This is a genomic window from Microbacterium aurantiacum (assembly GCF_002872075.1).
In the GTDB taxonomy this organism is placed as follows: domain Bacteria; phylum Actinomycetota; class Actinomycetes; order Actinomycetales; family Microbacteriaceae; genus Microbacterium; species Microbacterium aurantiacum_A.
In genome coordinates, this window is sequence record NZ_PGGU01000029.1 from 107,950 (window position 1) to 132,611 (window position 24,662).

Annotated in this window: 16 protein-coding genes; 2 read left to right on the forward strand and 14 right to left on the reverse strand. The window is 69.5% G+C overall.

Features of this window, described 5'->3' with window-relative positions; translation table 11 throughout:
- Window positions 1-7 precede the first annotated feature (7 nt).
- From CUR96_RS17560 to CUR96_RS17590, 7 genes are all read right to left on the reverse strand, one after another.
- Window positions 8-2,803, reverse strand: coding sequence for an alpha-L-rhamnosidase (locus tag CUR96_RS17560; protein ID WP_102194625.1), 2,796 nt, complete (start codon window positions 2,801-2,803; stop codon window positions 8-10).
- The gene (locus CUR96_RS17565) at window positions 2,800-4,326 is read right to left on the reverse strand and encodes a glycoside hydrolase family 43 protein (protein WP_245861461.1); all 1,527 of its coding nucleotides are present in this window, start codon (window positions 4,324-4,326) and stop codon (window positions 2,800-2,802) included. Before CUR96_RS17565 ends, CUR96_RS17560 begins: the two co-directional genes overlap by 4 nt.
- Window positions 4,323-6,758: a beta-glucosidase gene (locus CUR96_RS17570; protein WP_102194626.1), complete on the reverse strand. Its 2,436-nt coding sequence runs from the start codon at window positions 6,756-6,758 to the stop codon at window positions 4,323-4,325. The genes CUR96_RS17565 and CUR96_RS17570 overlap by 4 nt, the downstream gene beginning before the upstream one ends.
- Window positions 6,755-7,606 (reverse strand): ATP-binding cassette domain-containing protein, encoded by an 852-nt coding sequence (locus CUR96_RS17575; protein WP_102194627.1) that lies wholly within the window; start codon window positions 7,604-7,606, stop codon window positions 6,755-6,757. The genes CUR96_RS17570 and CUR96_RS17575 overlap by 4 nt, the downstream gene beginning before the upstream one ends.
- Window positions 7,603-9,477, reverse strand: coding sequence for a dipeptide/oligopeptide/nickel ABC transporter permease/ATP-binding protein (locus tag CUR96_RS17580; RefSeq protein WP_102194628.1), 1,875 nt, complete (start codon window positions 9,475-9,477; stop codon window positions 7,603-7,605). Before CUR96_RS17580 ends, CUR96_RS17575 begins: the two co-directional genes overlap by 4 nt.
- Entirely contained in the window at window positions 9,474-10,415 is a 942-nt protein-coding gene (locus tag CUR96_RS17585; protein WP_102194629.1) for an ABC transporter permease, read from the reverse strand. Before CUR96_RS17585 ends, CUR96_RS17580 begins: the two co-directional genes overlap by 4 nt.
- 70 nt (window positions 10,416-10,485) lie before the next feature.
- Complete coding sequence (locus CUR96_RS17590; protein ID WP_102194630.1) at window positions 10,486-12,009, reverse strand: ABC transporter substrate-binding protein; 1,524 nt, start codon at window positions 12,007-12,009, stop codon at window positions 10,486-10,488.
- A 194-nt stretch (window positions 12,010-12,203) separates the two neighbouring features.
- Between CUR96_RS17590 and CUR96_RS17595 the strand changes: the two genes are divergently transcribed.
- Both CUR96_RS17595 and CUR96_RS17600 read left to right on the forward strand, forming a co-directional pair.
- The gene (locus CUR96_RS17595; RefSeq protein ID WP_102194631.1) at window positions 12,204-12,875 is read left to right on the forward strand and encodes a TetR/AcrR family transcriptional regulator; all 672 of its coding nucleotides are present in this window, start codon (window positions 12,204-12,206) and stop codon (window positions 12,873-12,875) included.
- Window positions 12,872-15,289: a glycoside hydrolase family 2 TIM barrel-domain containing protein gene (locus CUR96_RS17600; protein WP_102194632.1), complete on the forward strand. Its 2,418-nt coding sequence runs from the start codon at window positions 12,872-12,874 to the stop codon at window positions 15,287-15,289. The genes CUR96_RS17595 and CUR96_RS17600 overlap by 4 nt, the downstream gene beginning before the upstream one ends.
- A 32-nt stretch (window positions 15,290-15,321) precedes the next feature.
- Here the strand turns inward: CUR96_RS17600 and CUR96_RS17605 are convergent, their stop codons facing one another.
- The 7 genes from CUR96_RS17605 to CUR96_RS17635 all read right to left on the reverse strand — a co-directional run bounded on the left by CUR96_RS17605 (window position 15,322) and on the right by CUR96_RS17635 (window position 24,661).
- A complete protein-coding gene (locus tag CUR96_RS17605; RefSeq protein WP_102194785.1) occupies window positions 15,322-16,725 on the reverse strand; it encodes a rhamnulokinase in 1,404 nt (467 codons plus the stop codon).
- A 121-nt stretch (window positions 16,726-16,846) separates the two neighbouring features.
- Window positions 16,847-18,898 carry a bifunctional aldolase/short-chain dehydrogenase gene (locus CUR96_RS17610; protein WP_102194633.1) on the reverse strand — a complete coding sequence of 684 codons (2,052 nt, stop codon included), beginning with the start codon at window positions 18,896-18,898 and terminating at the stop codon, window positions 16,847-16,849.
- Window positions 18,899-18,912: 14 nt separating this feature from the next.
- Window positions 18,913-19,740, reverse strand: coding sequence for an alpha/beta hydrolase (locus CUR96_RS17615; protein WP_102194634.1), 828 nt, complete (start codon window positions 19,738-19,740; stop codon window positions 18,913-18,915).
- A 32-nt stretch (window positions 19,741-19,772) separates the two neighbouring features.
- Entirely contained in the window at window positions 19,773-20,936 is a 1,164-nt protein-coding gene (rhaI, locus tag CUR96_RS17620; RefSeq protein ID WP_102194635.1) for an L-rhamnose isomerase, read from the reverse strand.
- Window positions 20,933-21,313, reverse strand: coding sequence for an L-rhamnose mutarotase (locus CUR96_RS17625; RefSeq protein WP_102194636.1), 381 nt, complete (start codon window positions 21,311-21,313; stop codon window positions 20,933-20,935). The genes rhaI and CUR96_RS17625 overlap by 4 nt, the downstream gene beginning before the upstream one ends.
- 61 nt (window positions 21,314-21,374) lie before the next feature.
- On the reverse strand, window positions 21,375-24,023 hold the full coding sequence (locus tag CUR96_RS17630; RefSeq protein WP_245861464.1) for a Tat pathway signal sequence domain protein: 2,649 nt from the start codon (window positions 24,021-24,023) through the stop codon (window positions 21,375-21,377).
- The gene (locus tag CUR96_RS17635) at window positions 24,020-24,661 is read right to left on the reverse strand and encodes a DUF1961 family protein (RefSeq protein WP_245861466.1); all 642 of its coding nucleotides are present in this window, start codon (window positions 24,659-24,661) and stop codon (window positions 24,020-24,022) included. Before CUR96_RS17635 ends, CUR96_RS17630 begins: the two co-directional genes overlap by 4 nt.
- Window position 24,662 lies beyond the last annotated feature (1 nt).

The window sequence follows — 24,662 nt, forward strand, 5'->3', positions numbered from 1 at the left end:
CGTGGGGTCAATCGGCTGTCGCCGAGCGGATGGCCGCATCGACGTCGGCCAGGATGTGCGGCGGTGTGAACATGAGGGCGTTCGCCACGCGCCGACCGCGGCCCCAGAGCGTTTCTGTGCGCAGGGCCTCAGCGCGGTCGGTGTCGAAGGCCGAGACGGTGTCGAGCATCGCCCGGTACGCCCGGGGGTCGTCGATGACGTCTGCCAGGGAGGCGTCGAGGCCGGCCAACTGCGGTCGGGCCGGCGGTGCTTCCGCGGTGAAACGCCACTCGAAGGTCCCCGAACCGATGACGAACTCGTCGCGACCCGGGAGCGCCACCGTCGCCGTCGTGTTCGCCGGCACCGTGGCCGTGACGACGATGTCGGCGCCTTCTCGCCGCCACCCCGATGACGCCGAACCATAGGGGGTGAGGTGCCGCGCGGATGCGTGCTCGAGCTCCGTGATCGGCCTCGGAGCGATGCGCAGTTCGCGGTAGCCGGGTGATGCCGTGGCCAGACCCGCGACCGAACGATGCAGCCAGTCGGCCACTGCCCCGAGCGCGTAGTGGTTGAACGACGTCATCTCGCCGGGGTTCACGGTCCCGTCCGGAAGCAGGCTGTCCCAGCGCTCCCACACCGTGGTCGCGCCCATCGTGACCGGGTACAGCCAGGACGGGCATTCGGTCTGGGTCAGCAGACGGCCGGCCTCCGCCAGACGACCGCCGCGGGTGAGCGCATCGGCGACGAGCGGAGTGCCGACGAAACCCGTGCCGATCCGGTAGCCGCCCTCGCGGACGAGATCGGCGAGTCGGTCGGCGAGCGACTGCCGCAGGGCGGTGTCAGTCACGAGATCGAACTCCAGAGCCAGCGCGTATGCGGTCGGCGCATCGCTCATCATCCGCCCGGCCGGTGTCACGTACTCGTCGACGAAGGCGCGGCGGCTCCGCTCCGCGAGTGCCGAGTAGACCGCCGCATCCCGGTCATGGCCGAGGACGGCCGCGGCATCCGCCACCAGCCGGAGGGACCGGGCCAGATACGCGGTCGCGACGATGTCCCCGTCGACCTTCGCAGCTCCCGGCTTGTCCGGCGGTGCCGCGGGGTCGAGCCAATCGCCGAGCTGCATCTGCCCTGCCCAGAGGCCGCTGTCCCCGGCGACGTTCAAGACCGCGTCGACCCAGGCCCGCATGCTCGGGAACTGATCGCGCAGCAGGCCGAGATCGCCGAAGCGCTCGAACAGCACGCTCGGCACGACGGCCGCCGCATCGCCCCACGCCGCGATCGGTCCGCCCCCGCCGAACCCCGGCAGGGCTGCGGGAATGACCAGGGGCACGTCTCCGTCTCGCCGCCCCTGTTCGACGGCGAGGTCGCGCAACCACGACGTGAGGAAGCCGTCGCAGTCGTAGAGGAAGCTCGCCGTCGGTGCGAACACCTGGATGTCGCCGGTCCAGCCGAGCCGTTCATCGCGTTGCGGGCAGTCGGTGGGGATCGAGAGGAAGTTGCCTCGCATGCCCCAGACGACGTTCTCGTGCAGGCGGTCGATCAGAGCGTGGGACGACGCGAACCAGCCCGCGCGCCGCATGTCGGTGTGCAGCACGACGGCTTCGACATCGTCCGGATCGACGTCGAGGCCGGTGAGCTCGGCGTAGCGGAAACCGTAGAAGGAGAACCGGGACTCGAGCACGTCGTCGCCGCCGGACAGGTCGAAAGTCGCGGTCGCCGCGGCGTTGCGCAGTGGACGCAGGGCCAGTTCGCCCACCTCGAGCACCTCGGCGTGGCGGATCACCAGCCGGTCACCGGCGCGTCCGCGGACGCGGATGCGCAGGCGCCCCACGAGATTCTGCCCGAAGTCGAGGATGCGCCCCCCGGAGGGGGACTCGAAGACGGATGCGACCGGGATGCTCTCGATGCGCCGCACCGGCGGGGCGATGCGGGCCTCCGGCACCGGCACGTGCTCGTATCCCGGGAGAGCGGCCGCGCCGGCGCGGGCCGGCGCCCAGGTCGATGGGATCCGGCGCAGGTCCTGATGCTCACCCGCATAGACGCCGCTGTCGACGATCGGGCCGTCTCCCGCGGCATCCCAGCCTTCGCCGGTCGCTGCGAGCGTCTCGACCGTTCCGTCGACGTAGGTCACCCGCAGCTGGGCGAGGAACGACGGCTGAGTGCCGTACAGCCGGTCGGTGAAGGTGAAGAACCCGTATTTCTCCGTGTACCAGGCGCCGGCGATCGTCGCCGACAACTCGTTGTCGCCTTCGCGGACCAGGGCGGTCACGTCGACGGTCTCATGCACGAGGCGGTCGCGGTACGCGGTCCAGCCCGGTGCCATGACGTCGTCGGATACGGGAGTGCCGTTGACCTCGGGTTCGGCGACGCCCAGCGCGGTCCAGAACAGCAGCGCCCGCCGGGCAGCTCGGTCGAGGCGGAACGCCGTGCGCACCACGGCGGGCTGCGCTTCGCGCTCTGCATCCGCCAGCCCGATCGGCTGCGCGACCCACTCGTCCACCTCGAGGAAACCTGCCTCCACCCGCAGGGGCGCGCTCCAGCCGGTTCGGCCTCCGTCTGCCGACAGCGCCCGCACCGTGATGTCGCGCGTTTCGCCGGCTGCGAGCGGCTCGAACGGCCAGGGCACGAGCACACTGTCCCGCCCGGGGAGCGCGATCGTCGTGGAGCCGTCGCTGAGCTCGGCGGATCCCTGGATCCAGCCGTGCGCGTCCCCGGCCACCGTCCAGGTCAGCCGCGGCTCCGGCGTCGCGACGAACGCCGTGTCGTCGCGGAGCTCGGCGCGCAGCGTGTCGATGCGCCATTCGGCGCCTGCGGCATCCGTCATTCGTCGTTCCCTTCTGCCGTCCAGCTCTCGACCGCCACGTCTCCGGAGCGGGCGTACACCCCGATGACCCGGCCGGTGAACGATTCGCACGTCTCCGAGGAAAGGAATCGCCCGTCGACCTCGGCCAGTTCGACGCGCGCCCGATCGACCGTCGCACCGAGACGGAACACGTCACTCGTGCGGGCGAACCCGGCTTCCGCCTCGGGCTTGACCGAGTCGATGTGCAGGAGCAGGACATCGGACGACAGTGGAGCACTCCACTCCTGCACGAGATCGCCGACGACAGCCCGCGCGGTGACCGCGCCGCCCCCGGCCTCGACCTCGACGTGGAACCTCTCGTCGTAACGCACCGCCAGCCCTCCGATGCCGGCGCTGACGTCGATGCGCACCGTGACGGAGTTGGTCAGGTGCTCCTGTCTGCGGCCGACGAACACCGGACGGGGGTCGTCGAGAGTCGTGCCCCGGCCGTGCAGCACGAGTGCGCCGGGTCGGGAGGTGAGGTCGGCGAGCGAACCGGGAGTGGCGCGCACGGCGATCCACTCGCCGTCGAGAGGCCGGTCCTCGGCGAAAGAAACCTCGACGCGGGTCCCCGGTCGCGGATTGAGCAGGACGGGGGCGATCGCCGGCCATCCGTCGTCCTGCCAGCGCACCGGGGTCACGAACGTCTCCCGGCCGAGAGCCGAGAAAGCGCGGGTCATGCTCCGCGGACGCACCCCGAGCAGCACGCACAGCCAGTCGTGGTCCGGGCCGATCACGAGGTCGCCATGACCGGTGTTCTGAACCGGGCGGATCGTCGATCGTGCGGACACCAGCGGATTCTGCGGCGCCGTCTCGAACGGCCCGCGAGGCGAGTCGCCGCGCGCGATGGAGACGGCATGGCCGCGCTCGGTCCCCCCTTCCGCGATCATCAGATACCAGCGTCCGTCCACCGCGTACAGATGAGGGGCCTCGGGGAACTGCCCTCCGGAACCGGACCACACGGACCGCGGCTCCTCGAGCGCGACGTGGCGATCGAGGTCGACGGCCACCTGCTGGATGCCCAGGTGCGTGCCGGCATCCGGCCCGTCGAGGATGAGACCCGAGAACGTGATGTACACAGTGCCGTCATCATCCCAGGCGATGTCGGGATCGATGCCGTCGAGCGAACCGGATCCGTCCTGCTTCAGGATCAGTTCACCATCGCTCCAGCGGCCCGCGGGGTCCGTCGCGGTGAAGTGCAGCATGCCACGGCCCATGGCATCGGTGATGACGAGATGGAAGACGCCGTCGCGGTGGCGGATCGTCGGAGCCCACGCACCACCCGCCGTCCGGACGCTCTCCACGCCGAGCTGACCCTGGCGCGTGGCGACGTGCCCCACCAGCTCCCACGTCTCGAAGTCACGGGATCGATGGATCGGGATGCCGGGGAGGTACTCGAAGCTCGAGGTCGCGAGGTACCAGACGTCTTGGCCCTCCTCGCTCACTCGTACGACCGAGGGGTCGGGGTGGAAGCCGTTGATCAGCGGGTTGTACAGCGTGGTCACGATAGGCGCCACTCCACGCTGAGCGGGAGGTCCATGACCGACGAGCCGATGCGCAGCGTGTACTCGCCCGGTTCCACCACCCACTCACCGGCCCAGTGGGCGAGCCGTCGTCGCGGGACGGGGATGGTGACCTCGACGGCCCGGCCCGGCTCGGCGTGCACGGCGGCGAACCCGACGAGCCATCGCGTGGGTCGCTCGACCGTCGAGTCCGCGCGCTCGGCGTAGACCTGCACGACCTGCTTGCCCGCCCTGGATCCGCTGTTCGAGAGGCTCACCTGAACGATGTCGTCGTCGCGCCGGGCGCCGTCCCACGACCAGGTGGTGTAGCCGAGACCGTGGCCGAACGGATACGCGGGTGTCACGGCATCCTTCAACCAGGCCCGGTAGCCGATGTGGAGGCCCTCGCGGTACACCAGCCGGCCGTCCGCCGGCATCACCTCCGTCACAGGGACGTCTTCGAGCGACGCGGGCCAGGTGGTCGGAAGCCGCCCGCCGGGCTCGACGGTGCCGGTGAGCACGTCGGCGATCGCATGGCCGAACTCCTGCCCGCCGAAGTAGCCCTGCACGATCGCGGCGACGTCGCCGGCCCAGGGGAGCACCACCGGAGAGCCGGCGTTCACGACGACGACGACCGGAGTGCCGGTCGCGGCGACCGCGCGCACGAGGTCGTCCTGACGGCCGGGCAGATCGAGGTCGACGCGGTCGTAGCCCTCGGACTCGACCCTCGAGTTGGTTCCGACGACGACGACCGCGACCTCTGCCCCGCGCGCCGCGTCGACGGCGCGGGCGATCAGGGCATCCGGATCTGTGCGCTCCGGGGCGATCCCGAGCGTCACGCTCAGTGCGCCGGCCAGCGCTCCGTGCCGACTGCGCGCGAACTCGCCGCGGATGTCGATCGGGCGGCCCGCCTCGACCCGCACACCGGTGGTCAGCGACGGCGGGTTCAGGAATGCGGCGCCGAGGTCCGTCCCCTCGAGCTTCGGGGTGTCGTCGAGCACCAGCCGCCCGTCGACGAACACCTTGCCCGGGTTGGCGCCGGCGAAGCCGAGCTGGATCTCACCGGTTTCGTCGGGCGTGAAGCGTGTCTCGAGGACGATCGTGCTGCTCGCCCCGATGGGGGCATCGCCGCCGAACCAGACCAGGGCTGTGGCCCGGCGATCCTCGGTGAACAGCGCGGTGCCGTCGGCGTCGCGGAAGGTGACGCGCAGACCGGGCGTCCCCGTGGCCGGGTTGACGATCGAGTGGAGCGGGATCTCGGCGACGCCCTCCTGCACGATGGCGCCGATCTCGTAGCGCACGCCGGCGCCGGGCAGCGCGGCCCGGATCGCATCGAGCGGCGAGACGACCTCCTCCGGCAGGACGGTGGCCGATCCGCCGCCCTGGGTACGGGCGTCGCGGGCGTTGTGCCCGATGACGGCGACAGTGCGCAGCTGCTCCGCCGCCAGCGGAAGGATGCCGTCGTTCTGCAGCAGCACAGCGCCCTCGGTCGCGGCCGACCGCACGAAGGCGGGCCCGTCGATGGGTGCGGGCTCGGCCGCCGTCGACCCCTCGAGCGCGCCGACGCGCTCGGCGAGCAGCAGGATGCGCAGCACCTTGCGGTCCAGATCGGCTTCCTGCACGCGTCCATCGCGCACCGCCGCGACGAGCTCCGCCCACGCCGGAGCAGGCCCGGGCATCGCGAGGTCCTGGGCGGCGGCCACGGCACCGAGGGAGCGCACGGCGGTCCAGTCGCTGACCACGACGCCGTCGAAGCCCCACTCGCTGTTGAGCGGAGACTCCAGCAGGTCGTTCTCCGTCATCGTCACGCCGTCGACCGAGTTGTACGCGCTCATGAGGGACCAGGCGCCGGCTTCGACGGCGCGCTCGAACGGAAGCAGATAGAGCTCGCGGAGAGCGCGCTCACCGACCTCGACGTCGACCGTGAACCGGTCGGTCTCGGAGTCGTTCGCCACGTAGTGCTTGGGAGTCGCGGCCACGCCGTTGTCCTGAAGTCCGCGCACGTATGCTGCGGCGAGTTCGGCCGTGAGCTCGGGGTCTTCGCTGAAGCACTCGAAGTGGCGGCCGCCGAGGGGGGAGCGATGCAGGTTGATCGTCGGGCCGAGCACGACGTCGACACCCTTGCGGCGGGCTTCGGACGCCGCAGCCGCACCGTAGCGGTACGCGAGGTCCACGTCCCACGACGCTGCCAGAGCAGAGCCCGAGGGCATGTTCAGTGACGGCTCGCGTTCGTCCCATCGCGGGCCCCGTACTCCCGCAGGACCGTCCGAGAGCGTGAGGGCGCGCAGGCCGATCTCCGGCAGCGGCACCGTCGTCCAGAAGTCGGCGCCCTGCACGAGAGACGCCTTCTGCTCGAGCGTGAGGCGGTCCAGCAGCGGCAACAGGTGCGTGGCCGCCTCGGGATGGGCGGCAGTCTCGGGGTGGGCGGCGGTCATGCGACGGCTCCTTCAATGCTCTTGTGCGCATCGAGAAGAGCGCGACGATCGGCCCGGCGCTGTTGTTGCGCGTCGGGGTCGGGCACAGGGGCTGCGAGGAACAGCCGCTGCGTGTAGGGGTGCTCGGGACGGGCGGTGACCTGGTCGCCATCGCCGGTCTCGACCAGCTCGCCGCGGTACATCACCGCGACGCGGTGGCTGATGTGGCGGACCACGGCGAGGTCATGGGAGATGAAGAGGTAGGCGACGCCGGTGCGCTCCTGGATCTCGATGAACAGGTCCAGCACCCGGGCCTGCGTCGACAGGTCCAGCGCCGACACCGGCTCGTCGCAGACGATGAGCCGGGGATCCAGCGCCAGCGCGCGGGCGATCGCCACGCGCTGGCGCTGCCCGCCCGAGAACTCGCGGGGCAGCCGGCGGGCAGCATCCGCCGGAAGACCGACGCGGTCGAGCAGGTCGGAGATACGGGCGTTCGCCTCTTTGGCGGCCGTGCCGCGTGCGGTGAGCGGCTCCGCGAGGATCTGAGCGATCGTCATCGACGGGTTCAGCGAAGAGTAGGGGTCCTGGAAGACGACCTGGATCTCACTGGAGAGCCCCCGGCGCGCGCGGCGGCCGAGGTGGCCGATCTCGCGGCCGTCGTAGCGGATCGAGCCGCCGGTGACCGGGGCCAGTCCGAGCACGGCTCGCCCCAGCGTCGTCTTGCCCGAGCCGGATTCCCCGACGAGGCCGACGGTCTCGCCGGGGCGGATGTCCAGTGAGACGCCCTTCAGCGCGTGGAACGGCTGAGCTCGGAATCCCTTGCCCGGGTACGTGACGTGGAGGTCCTCGACCTCGAGGAGCATGTTCATGACCGGCCTCCTTCGGCGGTGACGAGTGCGCCGCGGGCTGGACCCTCATCGAGGATCGCATCCAGCAGCGACTGCGTGTAGGGGTGCGACGGGGCGCGCAGGATCGTGCGGACGGGGCCCTGCTCCACGAACAGCCCCTGCTGCATGACCGTGACCCGGTCGCAGAGGTCGGACACGACGCCGAAGTTGTGCGTGACCAGCAGCATCGCCATCTGCCGTTCGCGCTGCAGATCGCGCAGCAGGTCGAGAACCTCGGCCTGAACGGTGACGTCGAGGGCGGTGGTCGGCTCGTCGGCGATGATGAGGTCGGGATCGGTCGAGACCGCCCCGGCGATGAGTACGCGCTGCGCCATGCCGCCGGAGACCTCGAACGGATATGCCTCGAACGTGCGCTTCGGGTCGGGGATGCCGACCCGGTCGAGCAGCGCCAGCGCCCTCTCCGTGGCGTCCTTCTTCGACAGCCCCAGGTTCTTGCGCAGCGGCTCGACCAGCTGGTAGCCGATGGTGAAAGACGGGTCGAGGTTGCTCATCGGCTCCTGAGGGATGTACCCGATCCGCTTGCCCCGGATGCCGGCATACGCCTGCTCCGAGGCGTCGGCGAGCTCGGTGCCCTCGTAGTCGATCGACCCGGCGGTCACCCGTCCTCCTCGCGGCAGCAGGCCCAGCACGGCGAACGCGGTCTGCGTCTTTCCCGAACCGGACTCACCGATCAGGCCGTGCACCTCGCCCTTGCGTATCTGCAGCGAGACGCCGTGGACGACCTCGATGTCCTCGCCCTGCGCCTGCTCGTAGGCGACGCGGAGGTCGGAGACCGTGAGGATCGGGGATCCGGAGATCCGCGCGGTGCGCTCGTCATCCGGATGCACGATCGTGTCGCCCACGACGGGAAGAGGAGCGGAGTCCTCCATGGCGTCGAGATCCCCGCCGGACAGGCTGAAGGATGTGGTCACCGCAGCGATCGAGCCGGTCGCGGTCGTGACGGCGCGGCGGCGGCGCCGACGGGCGGGGGTCGTGCGCTCGAGTGCATCGCGCATGCCGTTGGCGAGCAGTGTCAGGGCGATCGCGGTGAAGGCGATGGCGAGCGAGGGCCAGAGCATCAGCAGCGGCTGCTTGTAGATGTTTGTGAATCCGTCGTTCAGCATGCCGCCCCAGGTCGGAACGCTCATGTCGCCGAGTCCGAGGAACTCGAGGCCGGACTGGATGGCGATCGCGATGCCCGTGATGATGGCGGACTGGATGATGATCGGCGCCCGCACGACTGAGAGGATGTGGCGGCCGATGATGCGCAGGTCGGAGAGCCCTGACACCCGCGCGGCGTCGACGTACAGCTCGCCGCGCACCGCGCTCACGGCCGCGTACACCAGCCGGAAGTAGGCGGGGGCGAGCATGATGCCGAAGATGAACATCGCCAGCCATACGCTGGGCCCGAGCACCGCGCGGGCCGCCAGCAGCACGACGATGCTCGGCAGCGCCATCACCAGCGAGGTCACCCACGAGGCCACCGAATCGAACCATCCCCGGTAGTACCCGGCGATGAGTCCGGAGATGACTCCGATGAGGATCGCCGTGACGACGGCGACCAGCGCCGCGGCCAGGGTGATCTGCGTGGCGGCGAGCAGCCGTGAGAGCACGTCGCGGCCCGCGCTGTCGGCACCGAGCAGGTGCTCTGCGCTGGGCTTCGCGAGCACCAGCTGCAGCGAGGCGAAGTTCGGATCGTAGGGAGCGATCCAGCGACCGGTGATCGCGATGGCCGCGATCACCGACAGGAAGATCAGCGAGACGAGGGACACCGGGCGGCGGACCAGCCGGCGCAGCAGGGAGGTCCCCACCACGGGGCTCGGCACCGTCACCGGAACATCGATTGCGGTCATGAGAGTCGCACCTTCGGGTTGAGCGCTGCCTGCGCGAGGTCGATGACGAGGTTCACGATGAGGACGATCAGGGCGAAGACGATCACGAGCCCCATCACCACCGGGATGTCACCCTGCGTGGTGGCCGAGACGGTGAGTTGACCCATCCCGGGAAGGGCGAAGACCTGCTCCACGACGACGGCGCCGCCGAGCAGGCCGATGAACTGCACCGCGAGCACCGCCAGCGCGGGCCCGCCGGCGTTGCGGAGCACGTGCTTGTAGACGACGCTTCCGCTGGAGAGACCGCGGGACCGCAGCGTGCGCACATAGTCGCGGGACATCGCGTCGAGGACCGAGCCGCGCACCTGCTGCGCCACGGCAGCGATGGCGCCGATGGAGAGGGCGATGATCGGCAGCGTGACCGACGTCAGCCATCCGGCGAACGACTGGGTGATCGGGATGTACCCGGTCGCCTTGAACCAGTGCAGGTTGATGGCGAAGAGCAGCACGAGATAGAGCGCGATGAGGAACCCGGGGATCGCGAAGCCGATGACCGAGACGAACTGGACGACGGCGTCGACCCAGCCGCCCCGGCGGGCGGCGAGCACGCCGAGGACGATCGCCAGGACCGCCGAGATCACGGTCGCCCCGATGACCAGCGACAGGCTCACGCTCAGACGACCGCTCAGGCTCACCGAGACGAGCTGGCCGTTGAACCACGACCGGCCGAGATCTCCGGTCAGAGCGGAAGTCAGCCAATCCCAGTACTGCGCGGCCAGGGGCTTGTCGAGGCCGAGTTCGACGGACTTCTGCGCGACGAGCTCGGCCGTCGCGTTCTGTCCGAGGATGCGACGCGCGATGTTCGCGCCGTCGAGGAAGAGGAGCCCGAACGTCACCACGGAGATGACGAAGAGCAGGACGATGCCGGCGAGGACCCGGCGCACGATGAACATGAGCATGCTGCGCTCCTGTGTTGAGAGGAATGTGGATCCGGCCCGCCCACCGCGGCGGGCGGGCCGGGGAACCGGATCAGGCCTTCGGAACGAAGTCGTAGATCGCGGGGTACACGTTCGTCGGGAGCATCTCGACAGTCGTGTTCGCGTCGGTGGCGAAGCTGCCCTGCACGCGGTAGAACGGTGCGAACCAGGCTTGCTCGACGAGGTAGGTGTTGAGTTCCTTGGCGACGGATTCCTGCGTCGCCTCGTCGCCGAACTGGATCTGCGCGATGAGCTCGTCGACCTTCGGGTCCTCCGACTTGAACGGGTTGAAGATCGCCGTCGGGGCCAGCATGAACTGCACCAGCTGCCAGTCCGGGTTCTGCTCCAGTGCCATGAACGCCGCCGGGAACTTCGGGGCCAGCATGTCGGCGATGAAGTTGGTGCCGGGGTCGGTGTACTCCGCCTTCACGCCGATGTCGGCGAGCTGCTGCTCCACCAGCGTGTACGTCGTGGCGCCCAGCACGGTCGACGACGGCATCGAGAGCGTGAATCCGTCGGCATAGCCGGCCTCGGCCAGCAGCTCCTTCGCCTTCTCGGGGTCGTAGGTGTAGTACTCGTCCAGCTCCGGGTCGTACGCTGCGGACGACTCGGGGAAGACCTGAGTGGTCACCGATCCGTTGCCGGACTGCAGGGCTTCCAGGAGCCCCTCTCGGTCGAAGGCGTAGTTCAGTGCCTGGCGCACGCGCACATCGGCGAGGGCGGGGTTCATCGTGCCCGCGCGGTCCAGGAGGAGCAGGCCCTGGAAGTCGAGCTCGTTCGCGTTGACGGTCCAGCCTGCGCTCTCCACCTCGGCCAGGTTGTCGTTGCTGGCGAGCTTCACGCCGTTGGCCTCGCCGGCCTTGATGGCGTTGAGGGACGCGGTGGCGTCGGCGAGCACGTTGATGACGAGCTTGTCGTAGTGCTGGACATCGGGGTTCCAGTACTCCGGGTTCTTCGTGTACGTGTAGCTCGTGCCGCTGACGGTGGCCGCGGTGTCGAGCATGTACGGGCCCGATCCGATCGGGTTCGTCGCGATGTCCTCGTTGCCGAGGGACTCGCCGCTCGCGACGAGGCCCGGGTCACGGGTGAGGTAGTTCAGCAGTGCCGGGTTGGGAGCAGCGAGTGTGATCACCACGGTGCTGTCGTCGGGTGCGGTGAAGCCGGTGACATCGGCGAAGTAGCTCGCATCGGGGGAGGTGCCCTCTTTGAACCGCTGCAGGTTGTCGACCACGACCTGGCCGGTGAGGGCCGAGCCGTCGGTGAAGGTGACATCGTCGCGGAGAGTGAGGGTGAGCTCGGTGTTGTCGTCGTTGTACGACCATTCGGTCGCCAACCACGGCTCGATCGTGCCCTCCGGGGTGGCGAGGAGGAGGGTGTCGAACACGGCCTGGTAGAACGGCGCGCGGTTGCCCCACTCCGAACCCGCCGGGTCGAACGTGGTGGGCGGAGTGATCGCCCCGAGGGTGAGTGTGCCGCCACCGGCGTCGCCCGTGCTGCCTTCCGTCGCACCGGCGCAGCCGGTGAGAACGAGAGCGGCGATGGCGATGGTGGCTGCTGTGGCCTTCCAACGGAACATCCTTGGTCCCTTCATCGGGAGGCGATACCCCTGCGGATCACCTCTGACGGGAGAAGCTAGCAGCAAAAGCGAGCGAGCGCTAGGTTTTTGAAGCAAAAAGCTAGCGGAGGCTCGGAATTGGTGTAGAACGGTAGCGAGACGGTTGCACTCGCGCCCGATGGTGGTCGCGAGAGACGGGGGATACGGTGACACTGATGACGAACACGACGAAGAAGAGCCCCCGGGTCGTCCGGGGGGCGCGCGGCGAGTACGCCAAGACCCGCGAACGGCGCAAGGCCATCCTGGATGCGGCGCTGGAGGTGTTCGCCGAGGGAGGCTATCGTTCGGGGTCTCTCCGGGAGATCGCGCAGCGCGTGGGAATCAGCGAAGCCGGGCTCCTGCATCACTTCTCCAACAAGGTCGCGCTCCTGGAGGCCGTGCTCGATCATCGCGACGACAGGTCGCGGGAGATGGTCCCGCTCGGAACCGATGACGGTGCCGCCACCCTGCGCGGCCTCGTGCGGCTCGCGGCCTACAACGCTTCGGTCCCCGGCGTCGTCGAGCTCTATTGCACCCTCTCGGCCGAGGCCACGTCCGCAGACCATCCTGCCCACGACTACTTCGTGCGCCGCTATGCGTTCACGCGCACGAACGTCGAACTCGCCTTCGCGAACCTCGAGGCGGAGGGCCGTCTGCGGCCGGGGATGACGCCCTACCGCGGGGCTGTCATCCTCATCGCCATGATGGACGGACTGCAGGTGCAGTGGCTTCTGGACCGATCCGCGGTGGACATGGCGGAGGAATTGCGGGTGCTGATCTCCGGCATCGTCGACATCGACTGGGACGTGATCGACGAATCGCTCGACGACGAGGCCGTCGGGCCGTGACGCGCGTCCCGTTCGGCGACGGCTGGACCGTCGGGGCCAAGCTCGGTGCGTTCGAGGCGCGCGACTCGTCGACCGCGGCGGTGCCCGTGCGAATCCCCCATGACGCGCTTCGCGACCTGCCGCGCTCGGCCGACAGTGTTCAGGGTGTGCACAGCGGATACATCCCGGGCGGTGTGTTCGAGTACACGAAGCTCTTCGACGTGCCTGCGGATTGGCGCGACAAGACCGTGCGCATCGAGTTCGAGGGCGTCTACCGCGACGCGACCGTGTTCATCAACGGCGACTTCGCCGCGCACGAGGCGAACGGATATTCCGCCTTCGTCATCGACGCCGATCCCTTCCTGCGCTTCGGCGAGACCAACACGATCGCGGTGGAAGCACGTGTGCACCGCGACAGCCGCTGGTACACCGGCGGAGGCATCTACCGCCCGGTTCACCTCATCGTCGACGAGCCGGTGCACATCGCTCTCGACGGCACTGTGGCGACGAGTTCCGACATCGACACGGAACGGGCGATCGTCGAGATCGCCAGCCGCATCGAGAACCGGACGAGGCACACCGCCACTCGCCGGATCGCCTGGGCCATCGTCGATGACGAGGGCGCCGAAGTCGCGTCCGGAGCCGCGCCGGTCACGGTCCTTCCCGGCGCGACCGCCGTCGCCCGTATCCGTCTCGCCGTTCGGTCGCCACGACTGTGGGGGCCGGATTCTCCGCACCTGTACGGGGTGCGCACCGTTCTCGCCGACGCCGAAGGGGTCGATGCCGGTGGGCAGACGACCGTCTTCGGCATCCGCCGCCTGCAGCTCGACCCGGTACGCGGGCTGCGGATCAACGGTGTCCGCGTCGACCTCAGGGGCGCCTGCATCCATCACGACAACGGCCCACTCGGGGCGGTGTCGACGGCGGATGCCGAGGAGCGGCGCATCCGCCTGCTCAAAGCCGCCGGCTTCAACGCGATCCGCAGCGCGCACAATCCGGCCAGCCGCGCGCTGCTCGACGCCTGCGACGCGCACGGCATGATCGTGATGGACGAGCTCTCGGACGTATGGACGAAGTCGAAGACGGCGTTCGACGGCTCGCTCGGATTCGACGAACGCTGGCGACGCGACGTTGCCGCGCTCGTGCGGAAGGACGCCAATCACCCCAGCGTCGTGCTGTACTCGATCGGCAACGAGATCCTCGAGCTGGCCACCCCGCACGGGGCCACGTGGAGCAGGCGCATCGCCGAGGAGTTCCGCACGCTCGATCCGCACCGCTTCGTGACGAACGGCATCAACGGGGTCATCGCGAACCTCTCCGCCATCGCCGGCACGATGGCGGAGAACGAGGCATCCGATCCGAACACGATGATGGCCGGCATGGGCGAGCAGATGGCGCTCCTGAACGCGTCGTCGCTGGTGACGGATTCGACCGAGGAATCGGCGGCCGTTCTCGACGTCGTCGGGTTCAACTACGCCGACTCCCGTTACGATCTCGATGCGGACCTCTTCCCGAACCGGATCATCGTCGGATCGGAGACCTTCCCCGATCGCATCGCGTCGCTGTGGGCCGACGTGCGCCGGCTGCCGCACGTGATCGGCGACTTCACCTGGACCGGCTGGGACTACATCGGAGAGGCCGGCATCGGCCGGGTGGACTACACCGACGTCGACGGCTATCACCCAACCGGCACCTCCGGACCGTTCCCGTACCTTCTGGGCGGATGCGGAGACCTCGACATCACCGGTCATCGCCGTCCGGCGTCGTACTACCGCGAGATCGCGTTCGGGCTGCGGGCCGAGCCGGCGATCGCCGTGCACCGGCCGCAGCATCATGGACGCCCGACGGCGAAGACGCCCTGGTCCTGGGACGACGTGGTCAGCAGCTGGACCTGGGGCGTGCCCGAGGGCTCTGCGGTGACGGTCGACGTGTACACGGATGCGGAAGAGATCGAGCTGCTCCTGGACGGCGTCCTGATCGCACGCGCCGCCGTCGGGGCTCCGCGACCGCTGATCGCCCGCTTCGAGACCGAGTACCGCGCCGGTGCGCTCACCGCCGTCGCCTACGACAGTGGCGCCGAAGTCGCCAGGACCACGCTGCGCACGGCCGGGCAGCCGAGACTCGTCGCTCGTGCAGAGCGACCCGAGATCACCGGCCGGGACGGGCTCGGCTACGTGGTCGTCACGATCGAAGACGACGCCGGCATCGTCGTCTGCGATATGGATCGTGCGGTCAGCGTCGAGGTCTCCGGCGGCACGCTCGCCGGGATCGGCTCCGGGAGGACACGCACCGAGGAGAGCTTCGCCGGCCCGCGCTGCACGACGTACGACGGACGCGTGCTCGCCATCGTGCGGCCCAGCGGGCCGGGCGAGATCCGTGTGACGGCGACGGCCGATGGCTTCGTTCCGGCAGAAGCCGTCATCGTCGCCGGATAGACAGCGCAGCTTCAGCGCCGGTGCGCCGAGGATCAGCGCCGCGGGTCGTATCGTGCGGGCGGGTGCGTGGCGGCGACGAGCGCACGCAGCTCATCCAACGTCGCCGGCGCGGCGCCCAGCGCACGCGCCTGCACGAGCACGTTGCCCAGAGCAGTCGCCTCGACGGGACCCGCCAGCAGAGGAAGCCCGGAGCGATCCGCCGTGGCCTGGCAGAGCGGCCGGTTCAGCGATCCGCCGCCGACGAGGTGGATCGCGTCGATGTCGCGGCCCGACAGCCTTCCGGCTGTGCGGATCGCGTCGGCGAACGCCTCGGCGATGCTCTCGACGATGCTCCGGACGAAGCGGGCTCGAGGCGCCGGGACCGGGCTGCCGGCCGCCTGCAGCAGCGCGGTGATGCGCGCGGGCATGTCGCCCGGTGCGCTGAGGGTGGAGTCGTTGGCATCGAAGAGAGGGATGTCGCCGGTGACCTCCGATGCCGCGGTCAGGAGCTCGGGCAGATCGATCGCGGACCCGTCCTCCGCCTCCCACGCCCGTACGCTCTCGCTGAGCAGCCAGAGACCGGTGACGTTGTGCAGGAAGCGGATGCGCCCGCCGACGCCGCGTTCATTGGTGAAGTTCGCGTCGCGCGCAGCATCCGACAGCACCGGCTCCGCCAGCTCGACGCCGACGAGTCCCCAGGTGCCGCAGGAGATGTACGCCGACTGCGGGGAGGAGAGAGGTGCGGCGACGACCGCGGATGCGGTGTCGTGCGAGCCCACGGCGATGACGGGAAGCGACGCGCCGATCCGAGCGGCGACCTCGGGGCGCAGCATTCCGAGCACGGTTCCCTCGTCGACGAGGGTGGGAAGCAGTCGCTCCGGGATGCCCAGGCGCTCGGCGAGCTCGAGATCCCACTCGCCGGTGCGGACCCCGAGGAGCCCCGTCGTCGAGGCGTTCGTCCGCTCGGCGGCACGGGTTCCGGTGAGCAGGAACGTGATGAGATCCGGGATGAGGAGCGCGGTGTCGGCGTCGTGCGAACGCCCGTCTGCCCGGTACTGGTACAGCGTGTTGAACGGCAGGAACTGCAGGCCGTTGCGGGCATAGAGCTCGGCGAACGGCACGGCCCCGTGCACGTCCGCGGCACCCCGCTCGGTGCGCCCGTCGCGGTAGTGGAACGGTTCCGCGAGCAGTTCGCCGTCGCGGAGCAGGCCGTAGTCGACCGCCCACGAGTCGACGCCGATGCTCTCGATCGCAGGTTCCCGCCGCACCGCTTCGGCGAGACCGTCGAGGACGTGCTCGTACAACGCCGCGAAGTCCCAGTGCAGGCCGTCGTCGCGCTGCACCGGACCGTTCGGGAACCGTGAGACGAGTTCGAGATCGAGCCGGTCCGCACCCACGCGGCCGATCATGACCCGGCCGCTCGTGGCGCCGAGGTCCACCGCCGCGACGGCGCGCATCGTCACGAGCGTCCCGCCGCCGTCGAGTGCACGGCATCGCCGCGAGTGCACGGCCTGTCGGCGTCGACGACCCGTGCACTCGGCGACATGCCGTGCACTCGGCGGTCCGCCGGTGCGCGGGTCATCGCAGGAACGCGGCGGCGACGCCGGAGTCGACCGGGATGTGCAGGCCGGTGGTGCGGCTCAGCTCGGGGCCGGTCAGCACGTACACGGCATCCGCGACGTTCTCCGGCACGACCTCGCGCTTGAGGATGGTGCGGTTCGCGTAGAACTGGCCCAGGTCCTCTTCGGCGACGCCGTAGGTGGCGGCGCGGTTGGCGCCCCAGCCGGAGGCGAAGATCCCGGATCCGCGCACCACCCCGTCGGGGTTGATGCCGTTGACGCGGATGCCGAACTCGCCCAGTTCCACAGCCAGCAGCCGCACCTGGTGGGCCTGGTCGGCCTTGGTCGCGGAGTAGGCGATGTTGTTCGGGCCGGCGAAGACGGAGTTCTTCGACGAGATGTAGATGATGTCACCGCCGAGCTTCTGGTCGATGAGCACCCGGGCGGCCGCCTTCGACACCAGGAACGAGCCCTTGGCCATCACATCGTGCTGCAGGTCCCAGTCCTTCTCGGTGGTCTCCAGCAGCGGCTTCGAGAGCGAGAGCCCGGCGTTGTTGACGATGAGGTCGACGCCGCCGAAGGCGAGCACCGCCTCATCGAGCGCCGCCTGCACGGCACCGGCGTCGGCGACGTTCGCGGCGACGCCGATGGCGACATCGGTGTTGCCGAGCTCGGCGGCTGCGGCCTTCGCCTTCTCGAGATCGAGGTCGGCGATGACGACGCACGCCCCCTCGGCGGCCAGGCGAACGGCGATGGCCTTGCCGATGCCGGACGCCGCGCCGGTCACGAAGGCGATGCGTCCCTGGTGGGACTTCGGCTTCGGCATCCGCTGCAGCTTCGCCTCCTCCAGCGCCCAGTACTCGATGCGGAACTTCTCGGCGTCGGAGATGGGGGAGTACGTCGACAGCGCCTCGGCACCGCGCATCACGTTGATCGCGTTGACGTAGAACTCGCCCGCGACCCGGGCGGTCTGCTTGTTCGCGCCATAGGAGAACATGCCGACCCCCGGAACGAGCACGATGAGCGGGTCGGCGCCGCGGATCGCCGGGGACTCGGCCGTGGCATGCGCGTCGTAGTAGGCCTGGTAGTCGGCGCGGTACTCGGCGTGCAGCTCGTGCAGTCGGGCGATCTGCTCGTCGACGGATGCCGTGGTGGGCACGTCGAGGATGAGCGGCTTCACCTTGGTGCGCAGGAAGTGATCGGGGCAGCTGGTGCCGAGGGCGGCGAGCTCGGGGGCGCGCTCCGATGCGAGGAAGTCGAGGACGACGTCGGAATCGGTGAAGTGGCCGATCATCGGCCGGTCGGTCGAGGCGATGCCGCGGATCGTGCCGGCGAGGGAGGCGGCGCGCTCGCGGCGCTCGGCCTCGGGGAGCGCCTCGAAGCCGACGCGGGTAGCGCCGAACGGGTCGGCCGCGCCGTGCTCGGCGATGTAGGCCGCAGCCGTGTCGATGATCCACAGCGAATTCGCCTCGGCCTCCTCGGACGTGTCGCCCCACGCGGTGATGCCGTGGCCGCCGAGGATGCAGCCCACGGCCTGCGGATTCTTCGCCTTGATCGCCGCGATGTCGAGACCGAGCTGGAAGCCGGGTCGCCGCCAGGGCACCCAGACGACCTTCTGTCCACCGGCGCCGTCGCCGAAGATCTCGGCCGTGAGCTCCTCGCCGTCCGCGGCGGTCGCGATCGCGATGCCGGAGTCCGGGTGCAGGTGGTCGACGTGCGCGGCATCGACGAGCCCGTGCATGGCCGTGTCGATGGAGGGGGCGGCGCCGCCCTTGCCGTGGAGGCAGTAGTCGAACGCGGCGACCATCTCGTCCTCGCGGTCCAGGCCGGGGTAGACGTCGACGAGGGCGCGCATGCGGTCGAGGCGCAGCACCGCGAGCCCCTGCTCGGTCAGCGTGCCGAGGTCGCCGCCGGACCCCTTGACCCACAGCAGCTCGACGGGCTGCCCGGTGACCGGGTCGGTGTCGGTGCCCTTGGCAGAGGTGTTGCCGCCGGCGTAGTTCGTGTTCTTCGGATCGGCGCCGAGGCGGTTGCTCCGCGAGATCAGCGCTGCGGCTGTGTGGTTGGTCATCGGTGATCCTCGGGTCAGGGGGTGAGAGTCTTCAGGCGGGCAGCGATGCGCGCGGTCGTGCGTGTCGCCGCCTCTTCGTCGGGCCGGTTGAGGTGGCCGTGGTGCGTGCCGGGCTCGGTGACGACCTCGATGTCACGGCCGGCGGAAGCGAGGGTCGCCGCGAAGTGCTCGCCCGACACCCGGAGTTCGTCGACCTCGCCGTTGATCATGAGCGTCGGCGGGAAGTCCGTCAGGTCGGACGCGGTCGCAAGTCCGGGGATGGCGGTGAGAGGTGCCCCGTCGACCGGACCGCCGAGATAGTTCTCGTACATCCACAGCACGGCGGCGGGGCCGAAGCGATCCGCCTCCGGATCAGCATCGAGGGCCGCGCGCAGCGCCGCGTCGGGAGCGGGCTGCACCGCGAGCAGGGTCGGATAGGCGAGCACGACGAGCGCGGGCGCATCCGCGCTGCCGGACAAGCGCAGGGCGGCACCGGCGGCGAGGTTGCCGCCGGCGCTCGTGCCGCCGATCGCGAGGGCGTCGGCGCGAATACCGAGGTCGTGTGCGTGCGCGTGCGTCCAGCGGAAAGCGGCGACCATGTCGTCTGAGCCGGCCGGGAAGTGTTCGCCGGGACGTTCGGCGACGTCGTCGAGACCGGCCGGAACAGGCGCGAGTCGGTAGTCGACCGACACGACCGTCGTTCCGCGCGCTGCGAGCTCGCGCGCGACCCGGTCGGATTCGGGCATGTCGAGGTCGCCGAAGGCGAAGCCGCCTCCGTGCGCCCAGACGAGTCCGGCGCCCCCGGCATGTGCGGCCGGGTACACACGGACGAGTCCGTCCGCCGCCTCGTACGGCTCGCTCACCGCATCCGCTCCACTCCTGCGAAGACCCTCGCTCACGCGCCCCAGCCCGCCTGCACGCCGCCGACGCGGTCGACCGCGATCGTCTGCTGGTAGCCGGATGCGGCGTACGCCGCCATCGGGTCGCCGGCGAGCCCGCGGGCTTCGCGCCACTCGGCCAGTGCCGGGCGCACGTCGGTGTAGAACGCGTCCATGAACACGGCGTTGGCCGCGAGCACATCTCCCGACTTCTGCGCCGCGGCGAGGGCATCGCGATCGACGAGCAGCGCGCGCGCCGTCATCTCCTGCACGTTGAGCACCGAGCGGATCTGGCCGGGGATCTTGTCCTCGACGTTGTGGCACTGGTCGAGCATGAAGGCCACGTCGGGGTTGTTGAGGCCGTCGCCGCGGATGACCTCGAAGAGGATGCGGAACAGCTGGAACGGATCGGCGGCGCCCACGATCAGGTCGTCATCGGCGTAGAAGCGCGAGTTGAAGTCGAACGAGCCCAGCTTTCCGAGGCGCAGCAGCTGCATCACGATGAACTCGATGTTCGTGCCGGGTGCGTGGTGGCCGGTGTCAAGACACACCATGGCCCGGTCTCCGAGGGCGCTCACCTGGGCGTAGGACGTGCCCCAGTCCGGAACGTCGGTGTGGTAGAACGCAGGCTCGAAGAACTTGTACTCCAGCACCAGGCGCTGGTCGCCGGTGAGGCGAGCGTAGATCTCCTGCAGCGACTCCTGCAGCCGGTCCTGGCGGCCGCGGAGGTCGGCCTGCCCCGGGTAGTTCGAGCCCTCGGCGAGCCAGATCTTCAGGTCTCGCGAGCCCGTGGCATCCATCACGTCGATGCAGGCCAGGTGATGATCGATCGCCTTCCGCCGCACGCCCGCATCTTCGTGCGTGAGCGCGCCGAACTTGTAGTCGTCGTCCTGGAACGTGTTGGAGTTGATCGTGCCGAGAGAGACACCGAGGTCTTCGGCATGCGCACGCAGGTCGGCGAAATCGCACATGTCCCACGGGATGTGCAGCGCCACGCTCGGGGCGAGTGCGGTGTACCTGTTGACCTGCGCGGCATCCGCGATCTTCTCGAACGGATCGCGCGGGGTGCCGGGAGTGCCGAACACCTTGAAGCGGGTGCCGGAATTCCCGAACGCCCAGGACGGGAGCTCGATCGCCTGCTGCTCGAGAGCTGCCAGGGTGTCGGGGGAGAGGATGCTCATGGGGCACTGCCTTCGTCGTCGATGTCGGATGCGGTGAAGCCGCCGGCGGCGGCGAGTTGGTCTTCGAGGTGGAAGACCTCGGAGAGCGGAGTGGCGGCCTGATCGGGACGGCCGTCGAGATCGACGAAGAAGCGGGCCATCTCGGCCTCCCACCGCGTGGCGACCTCGGAGCCGGCGAGGTACGCGCGGGCGGCCGCGTCGTCATCGGTCTCGTAGTAGCCGATGAGACGGCCCCCTTCGGCGAGGAAGAGCGAGTAGTTGCGGCGGCCGGCCGCCGCGATCTCGGCGAGCATCTCGGGCCGGACCGGGGAATGGCGAGCGACGTACTCCTCGAGCAACTCAGGACGGACCTGGAGCTGGAAGACCACGCGGATCATTGGATGCACCTCATTTGAATCGTTTCACTACGTTGAGATTAGGTCGCGCAGCGCCCGCGTGTCAAGCGCGGTCAAGGCGATCCCCGATGAGCGCGAGGTTCTGTATCGCGGCCAGTCCGTATTGCGCGGCATCGTTGGTGGATACGGTCGGCACCTCGTCGACCGGATGCAGCGACTGGGGCGGGGTGATCCGGATGAGACGGAGATCGCGGCGATGCACCAGCCACTCGCCCGTCCCGTCGAAGGCGCGCCAGGCGTCGTCAGCCAGCTTCGCATCCTGCGTCGCCGCTGCCGCATACGCGGCCAGCCGGCTGTGCGCCTGCTCCAGGTGGATGCCGGTGAGCGGCCTGCCCACCGCGCGCTGCTGCTCGTCCGGGGTGGCGAGGTACAGGCGGCAGTACTGGAGCCAGGCGTCGCGGAACCCGGGCATGTCGACGAGCGTGATCAGCTCACTGCAGATCTCGGCAAGCCCGAACACAGCACTGAGATGCGACACGGCGATCTGATCCCGTCGGCTGTCCAGGCGACCCGTGTCGATGTCGTACAGCGCCTCGCCCGTGAGGAATCCGTTCGGCAGCGCTGCGATGTCGGCCATGGTGCCGAGCAGCCGGTCGCGGGAGCGCTCGTTGCCCGTGCGCTCCCAGTCGCACAGCCACGTCGCGGCGAGCGATCCCCAGTCCGTCCCCAACCCGATGGCGAGGGCGTTGCGGGCCGGACGGTAGGTGGCCGCGTCCGGGCGGACCTTGCGCGTGGGGTCGGTGTCGAGGAACCGCGTATCGCTGTCCCGCAACTCGGTCAGCAGGTCACCCACACGCTCGTCGGCGGTGAGGTAGTGGAAGAAGCGCCGGTATGCGGGCGTGCTGATACGCAGCTGCTTCGCGCTGCAGCCCCAGTGCTGGACGTTGTGCCGCGACCCGAGCCCCTTCCATCGCCCGAGGTGGTACACGTCGACCTCACCGGTGTGGCGGGTCATCGCCTCGGCGAACCGGAAGATGTCGGCTCGGCCGCTGCGGAGATAGGAGTACCAGAGCCAGAGGTCGGGGGACAGCTCGCTGTTGTCCCATGCATATCCTCCGACGTCGTACCGCCACACATGGCGGTCGCTGTCATAGGCGTGCATCACGTCGCCGTAGTTCCAGAACCCGTACCAGCTGCGCTGGTCGACCTGATCGAGATAGAAGCGGGTCAGGAAGTCCAGGCTGCCCTCGATCTCGGCGCGCGCCGGCGTGGACCGGTCGATCAGGTCCCAATCGCCGAACACGCCGACGGAGCGGAGGTACTGCGGTGTCGGCTGCAGCAGCGCCGGTCGCTGCACGTCATGCACGCCCGAGGAGATCTCGGTCGGAGACGGCGTCGTGGCGTAGGCGAACAGGGTCAGCTCGTGGGTCCGGGCGATCCCACGCGCATCTCCGTATCCGGGCTCGTAGTCCTCGTAGGTGATCTCGAGCGCTTCGAGCTGTGCGGCGTAGTCGTCCTGGCCGAGGCCATCGTGGTAGAACCGCATGTCCATCGGCGGCGCCTGAGGCGAGTAGAGCCAGGCGGTCAGTTGCGCCCGGTCCGACGCGGCATCCCGGATGTCCAGCTGTGCCGGATGCGACTCCCAGAACGATCTCATCCCGATGCCGAGGCCGCCGTCGGGCGAAGACAGCGAGACGAATCCCTCAGACCGCGCCCCGGCGGCCGCATCGATCCAGCTGTGTCCCGGCTTGGTTCTCTTGCGGATCGTGAAGCCGTCGGCGCTGAGCTGCGCGAGCGAGAAGTCCGCCCAGGACGGGATGAGCGCCAGGCGGCCCGAGACCGCCGGATCCCAGTCCTCGAGGGGCGGTGTGGCATGTCCCGCGATCTGTGCGGCGCGGACCTCAGCGCCGGGGTCGCGGCGCAGACCGGTGATGCCGCGCACGGCTTCGGCGAAGAAGCCGTCGTCGGCACCGCTGAAGCGCACATGCCGGTCGTGGAGTGCGGAGGACTGCGGAGCGTCGATCCGCAGGCCGAGGCCGGCGAGGAAATCCTGTGACGCATCCCCGTCCCAGATGAAGGAGTGCACCATCCGGACAGAGCCCGAGCCCGCCATCGCCACGAAGCGCACGGCGAACGGGAGCCAGGTGCGGTCTCCATCCTCGGCGCGGTGAACGCCCTCGACCCGGATGACCGCGCGAACGGGGCCGCTCTGCTCGACGTGTACGGTGTGCACCTCGGAAGTGTAGGAATGGCGCTCGGATCGGCCGTCCTCTTCGACGATCTCGTGCTGGAGGAGACTGATGAGCCGGGCCCGTTCTGCGACGATGCGTCCGTCGCGGAGCAGACGATGGAAGAGCACCGGCGAGACCTCGCCATCTCGCAGGGCGGGGAACTCCAGACGCATCGGCCCCGTGTCGACCGCGATCACTTCGTTCTCGACGTCGACGCGAACAGCCGCATCACCGGGACGTGGTGCGCGTGCCTCCGCCCCCACGACGACGGCGTACTCTCCGGGATCGGACCCGCGGGCGCCGAGCGCCGCCCCGACCCATTTGAGGGAGCCGTCGGGCCAGGTGGCAAGAGGCCAGAACTGCGCGGGCTCATTTGAATCCGGAAGGCGGCGCAGGCGCAGCGAGGAGATGTCTCGTACGCGCCCCCGCGTGAGCGGGAAACCCCAGGTGGTCCCGTTCGGCAGCGTGCCGGGAGTCTCGTCATCCAGCCATCGCAGGGGAACCAGATCATCACTGTTCACAGGGCGTGCACCTCCAGGTTGCGGTAACAGGCGACCAGCGGCGACATCTGCCGGAATCCGATGCGTCCGGATCCGACCAGCGGGCCGGTCGAGCGGTCGTCCTCCCACGTGAACAGGAGGAGGTCGTCGATCGCGAATTCCACGCGGCTCTCGTCCTTGACGACGCTGATGCGGTAGAAAGCCTCGCGGGCGTCGACCACCGGCGGCAGAGGATCCGCCCCCTGTGCGACGAGATGGAAGCCGGGTGATTTACGCAGGTTGCACGTGTGGAACGCGCGCTCCTCCTCCCACCGCCGACGGAAGTACGAGACGTGGAGGGTGCGGATGTCACCGGAGTGGTACTGCGGATACGCGCCGCTGCGGGTCGCCAGGCTGGGATCGAAGATGTCCCCGCCCTCGTGCGAGGTCGAACCGAAGAAGAGCATCGCGAGTCCCGGCTCCGCACGCGGTGAGAACTCCCAGGTGATGCGGATGCGGTCGGGGAAGGTCTCCGGGCACCACATCGTCCAGTGGTCGTCGAAGCCCCCCGCCGAGGACAGGATGAGCCCGTCACTCGCGGTCGTCGCATCCACGGGGCCCTCCTTCACCCATCCGTCGAGGTCGTCGGGAGTGCGCAGCGGGTTGCTGTAGATCAGCATC

What these genes read in the sequence shown, in the direction of transcription:
- CUR96_RS17560 (WP_102194625.1), bottom strand. Translation starts at nt 2,803, where the DNA reads ATGACGGATGCCGCAGGCGCCGAATGGCGCATCGACACGCTGCGCGCC.
- CUR96_RS17570 (WP_102194626.1), bottom strand. Translation starts at nt 6,758, where the DNA reads ATGACCGCCGCCCACCCCGAGACTGCCGCCCATCCCGAGGCGGCCACG.
- CUR96_RS17575 (WP_102194627.1), bottom strand. Translation starts at nt 7,606, where the DNA reads ATGAACATGCTCCTCGAGGTCGAGGACCTCCACGTCACGTACCCGGGC.
- CUR96_RS17580 (WP_102194628.1), bottom strand. Translation starts at nt 9,477, where the DNA reads ATGACCGCAATCGATGTTCCGGTGACGGTGCCGAGCCCCGTGGTGGGG.
- CUR96_RS17585 (WP_102194629.1), bottom strand. Translation starts at nt 10,415, where the DNA reads ATGCTCATGTTCATCGTGCGCCGGGTCCTCGCCGGCATCGTCCTGCTC.
- CUR96_RS17590 (WP_102194630.1), bottom strand. Translation starts at nt 12,009, where the DNA reads ATGTTCCGTTGGAAGGCCACAGCAGCCACCATCGCCATCGCCGCTCTC.
- CUR96_RS17595 (WP_102194631.1), top strand. Translation starts at nt 12,204, where the DNA reads ATGACGAACACGACGAAGAAGAGCCCCCGGGTCGTCCGGGGGGCGCGC.
- CUR96_RS17605 (WP_102194785.1), bottom strand. Translation starts at nt 16,725, where the DNA reads ATGCGCGCCGTCGCGGCGGTGGACCTCGGCGCCACGAGCGGCCGGGTC.
- CUR96_RS17610 (WP_102194633.1), bottom strand. Translation starts at nt 18,898, where the DNA reads ATGACCAACCACACAGCCGCAGCGCTGATCTCGCGGAGCAACCGCCTC.
- rhaI (WP_102194635.1), bottom strand. Translation starts at nt 20,936, where the DNA reads ATGAGCATCCTCTCCCCCGACACCCTGGCAGCTCTCGAGCAGCAGGCG.
- CUR96_RS17625 (WP_102194636.1), bottom strand. Translation starts at nt 21,313, where the DNA reads ATGATCCGCGTGGTCTTCCAGCTCCAGGTCCGTCCTGAGTTGCTCGAG.
- CUR96_RS17635 (WP_245861466.1), bottom strand. Translation starts at nt 24,661, where the DNA reads ATGCTGATCTACAGCAACCCGCTGCGCACTCCCGACGACCTCGACGGA.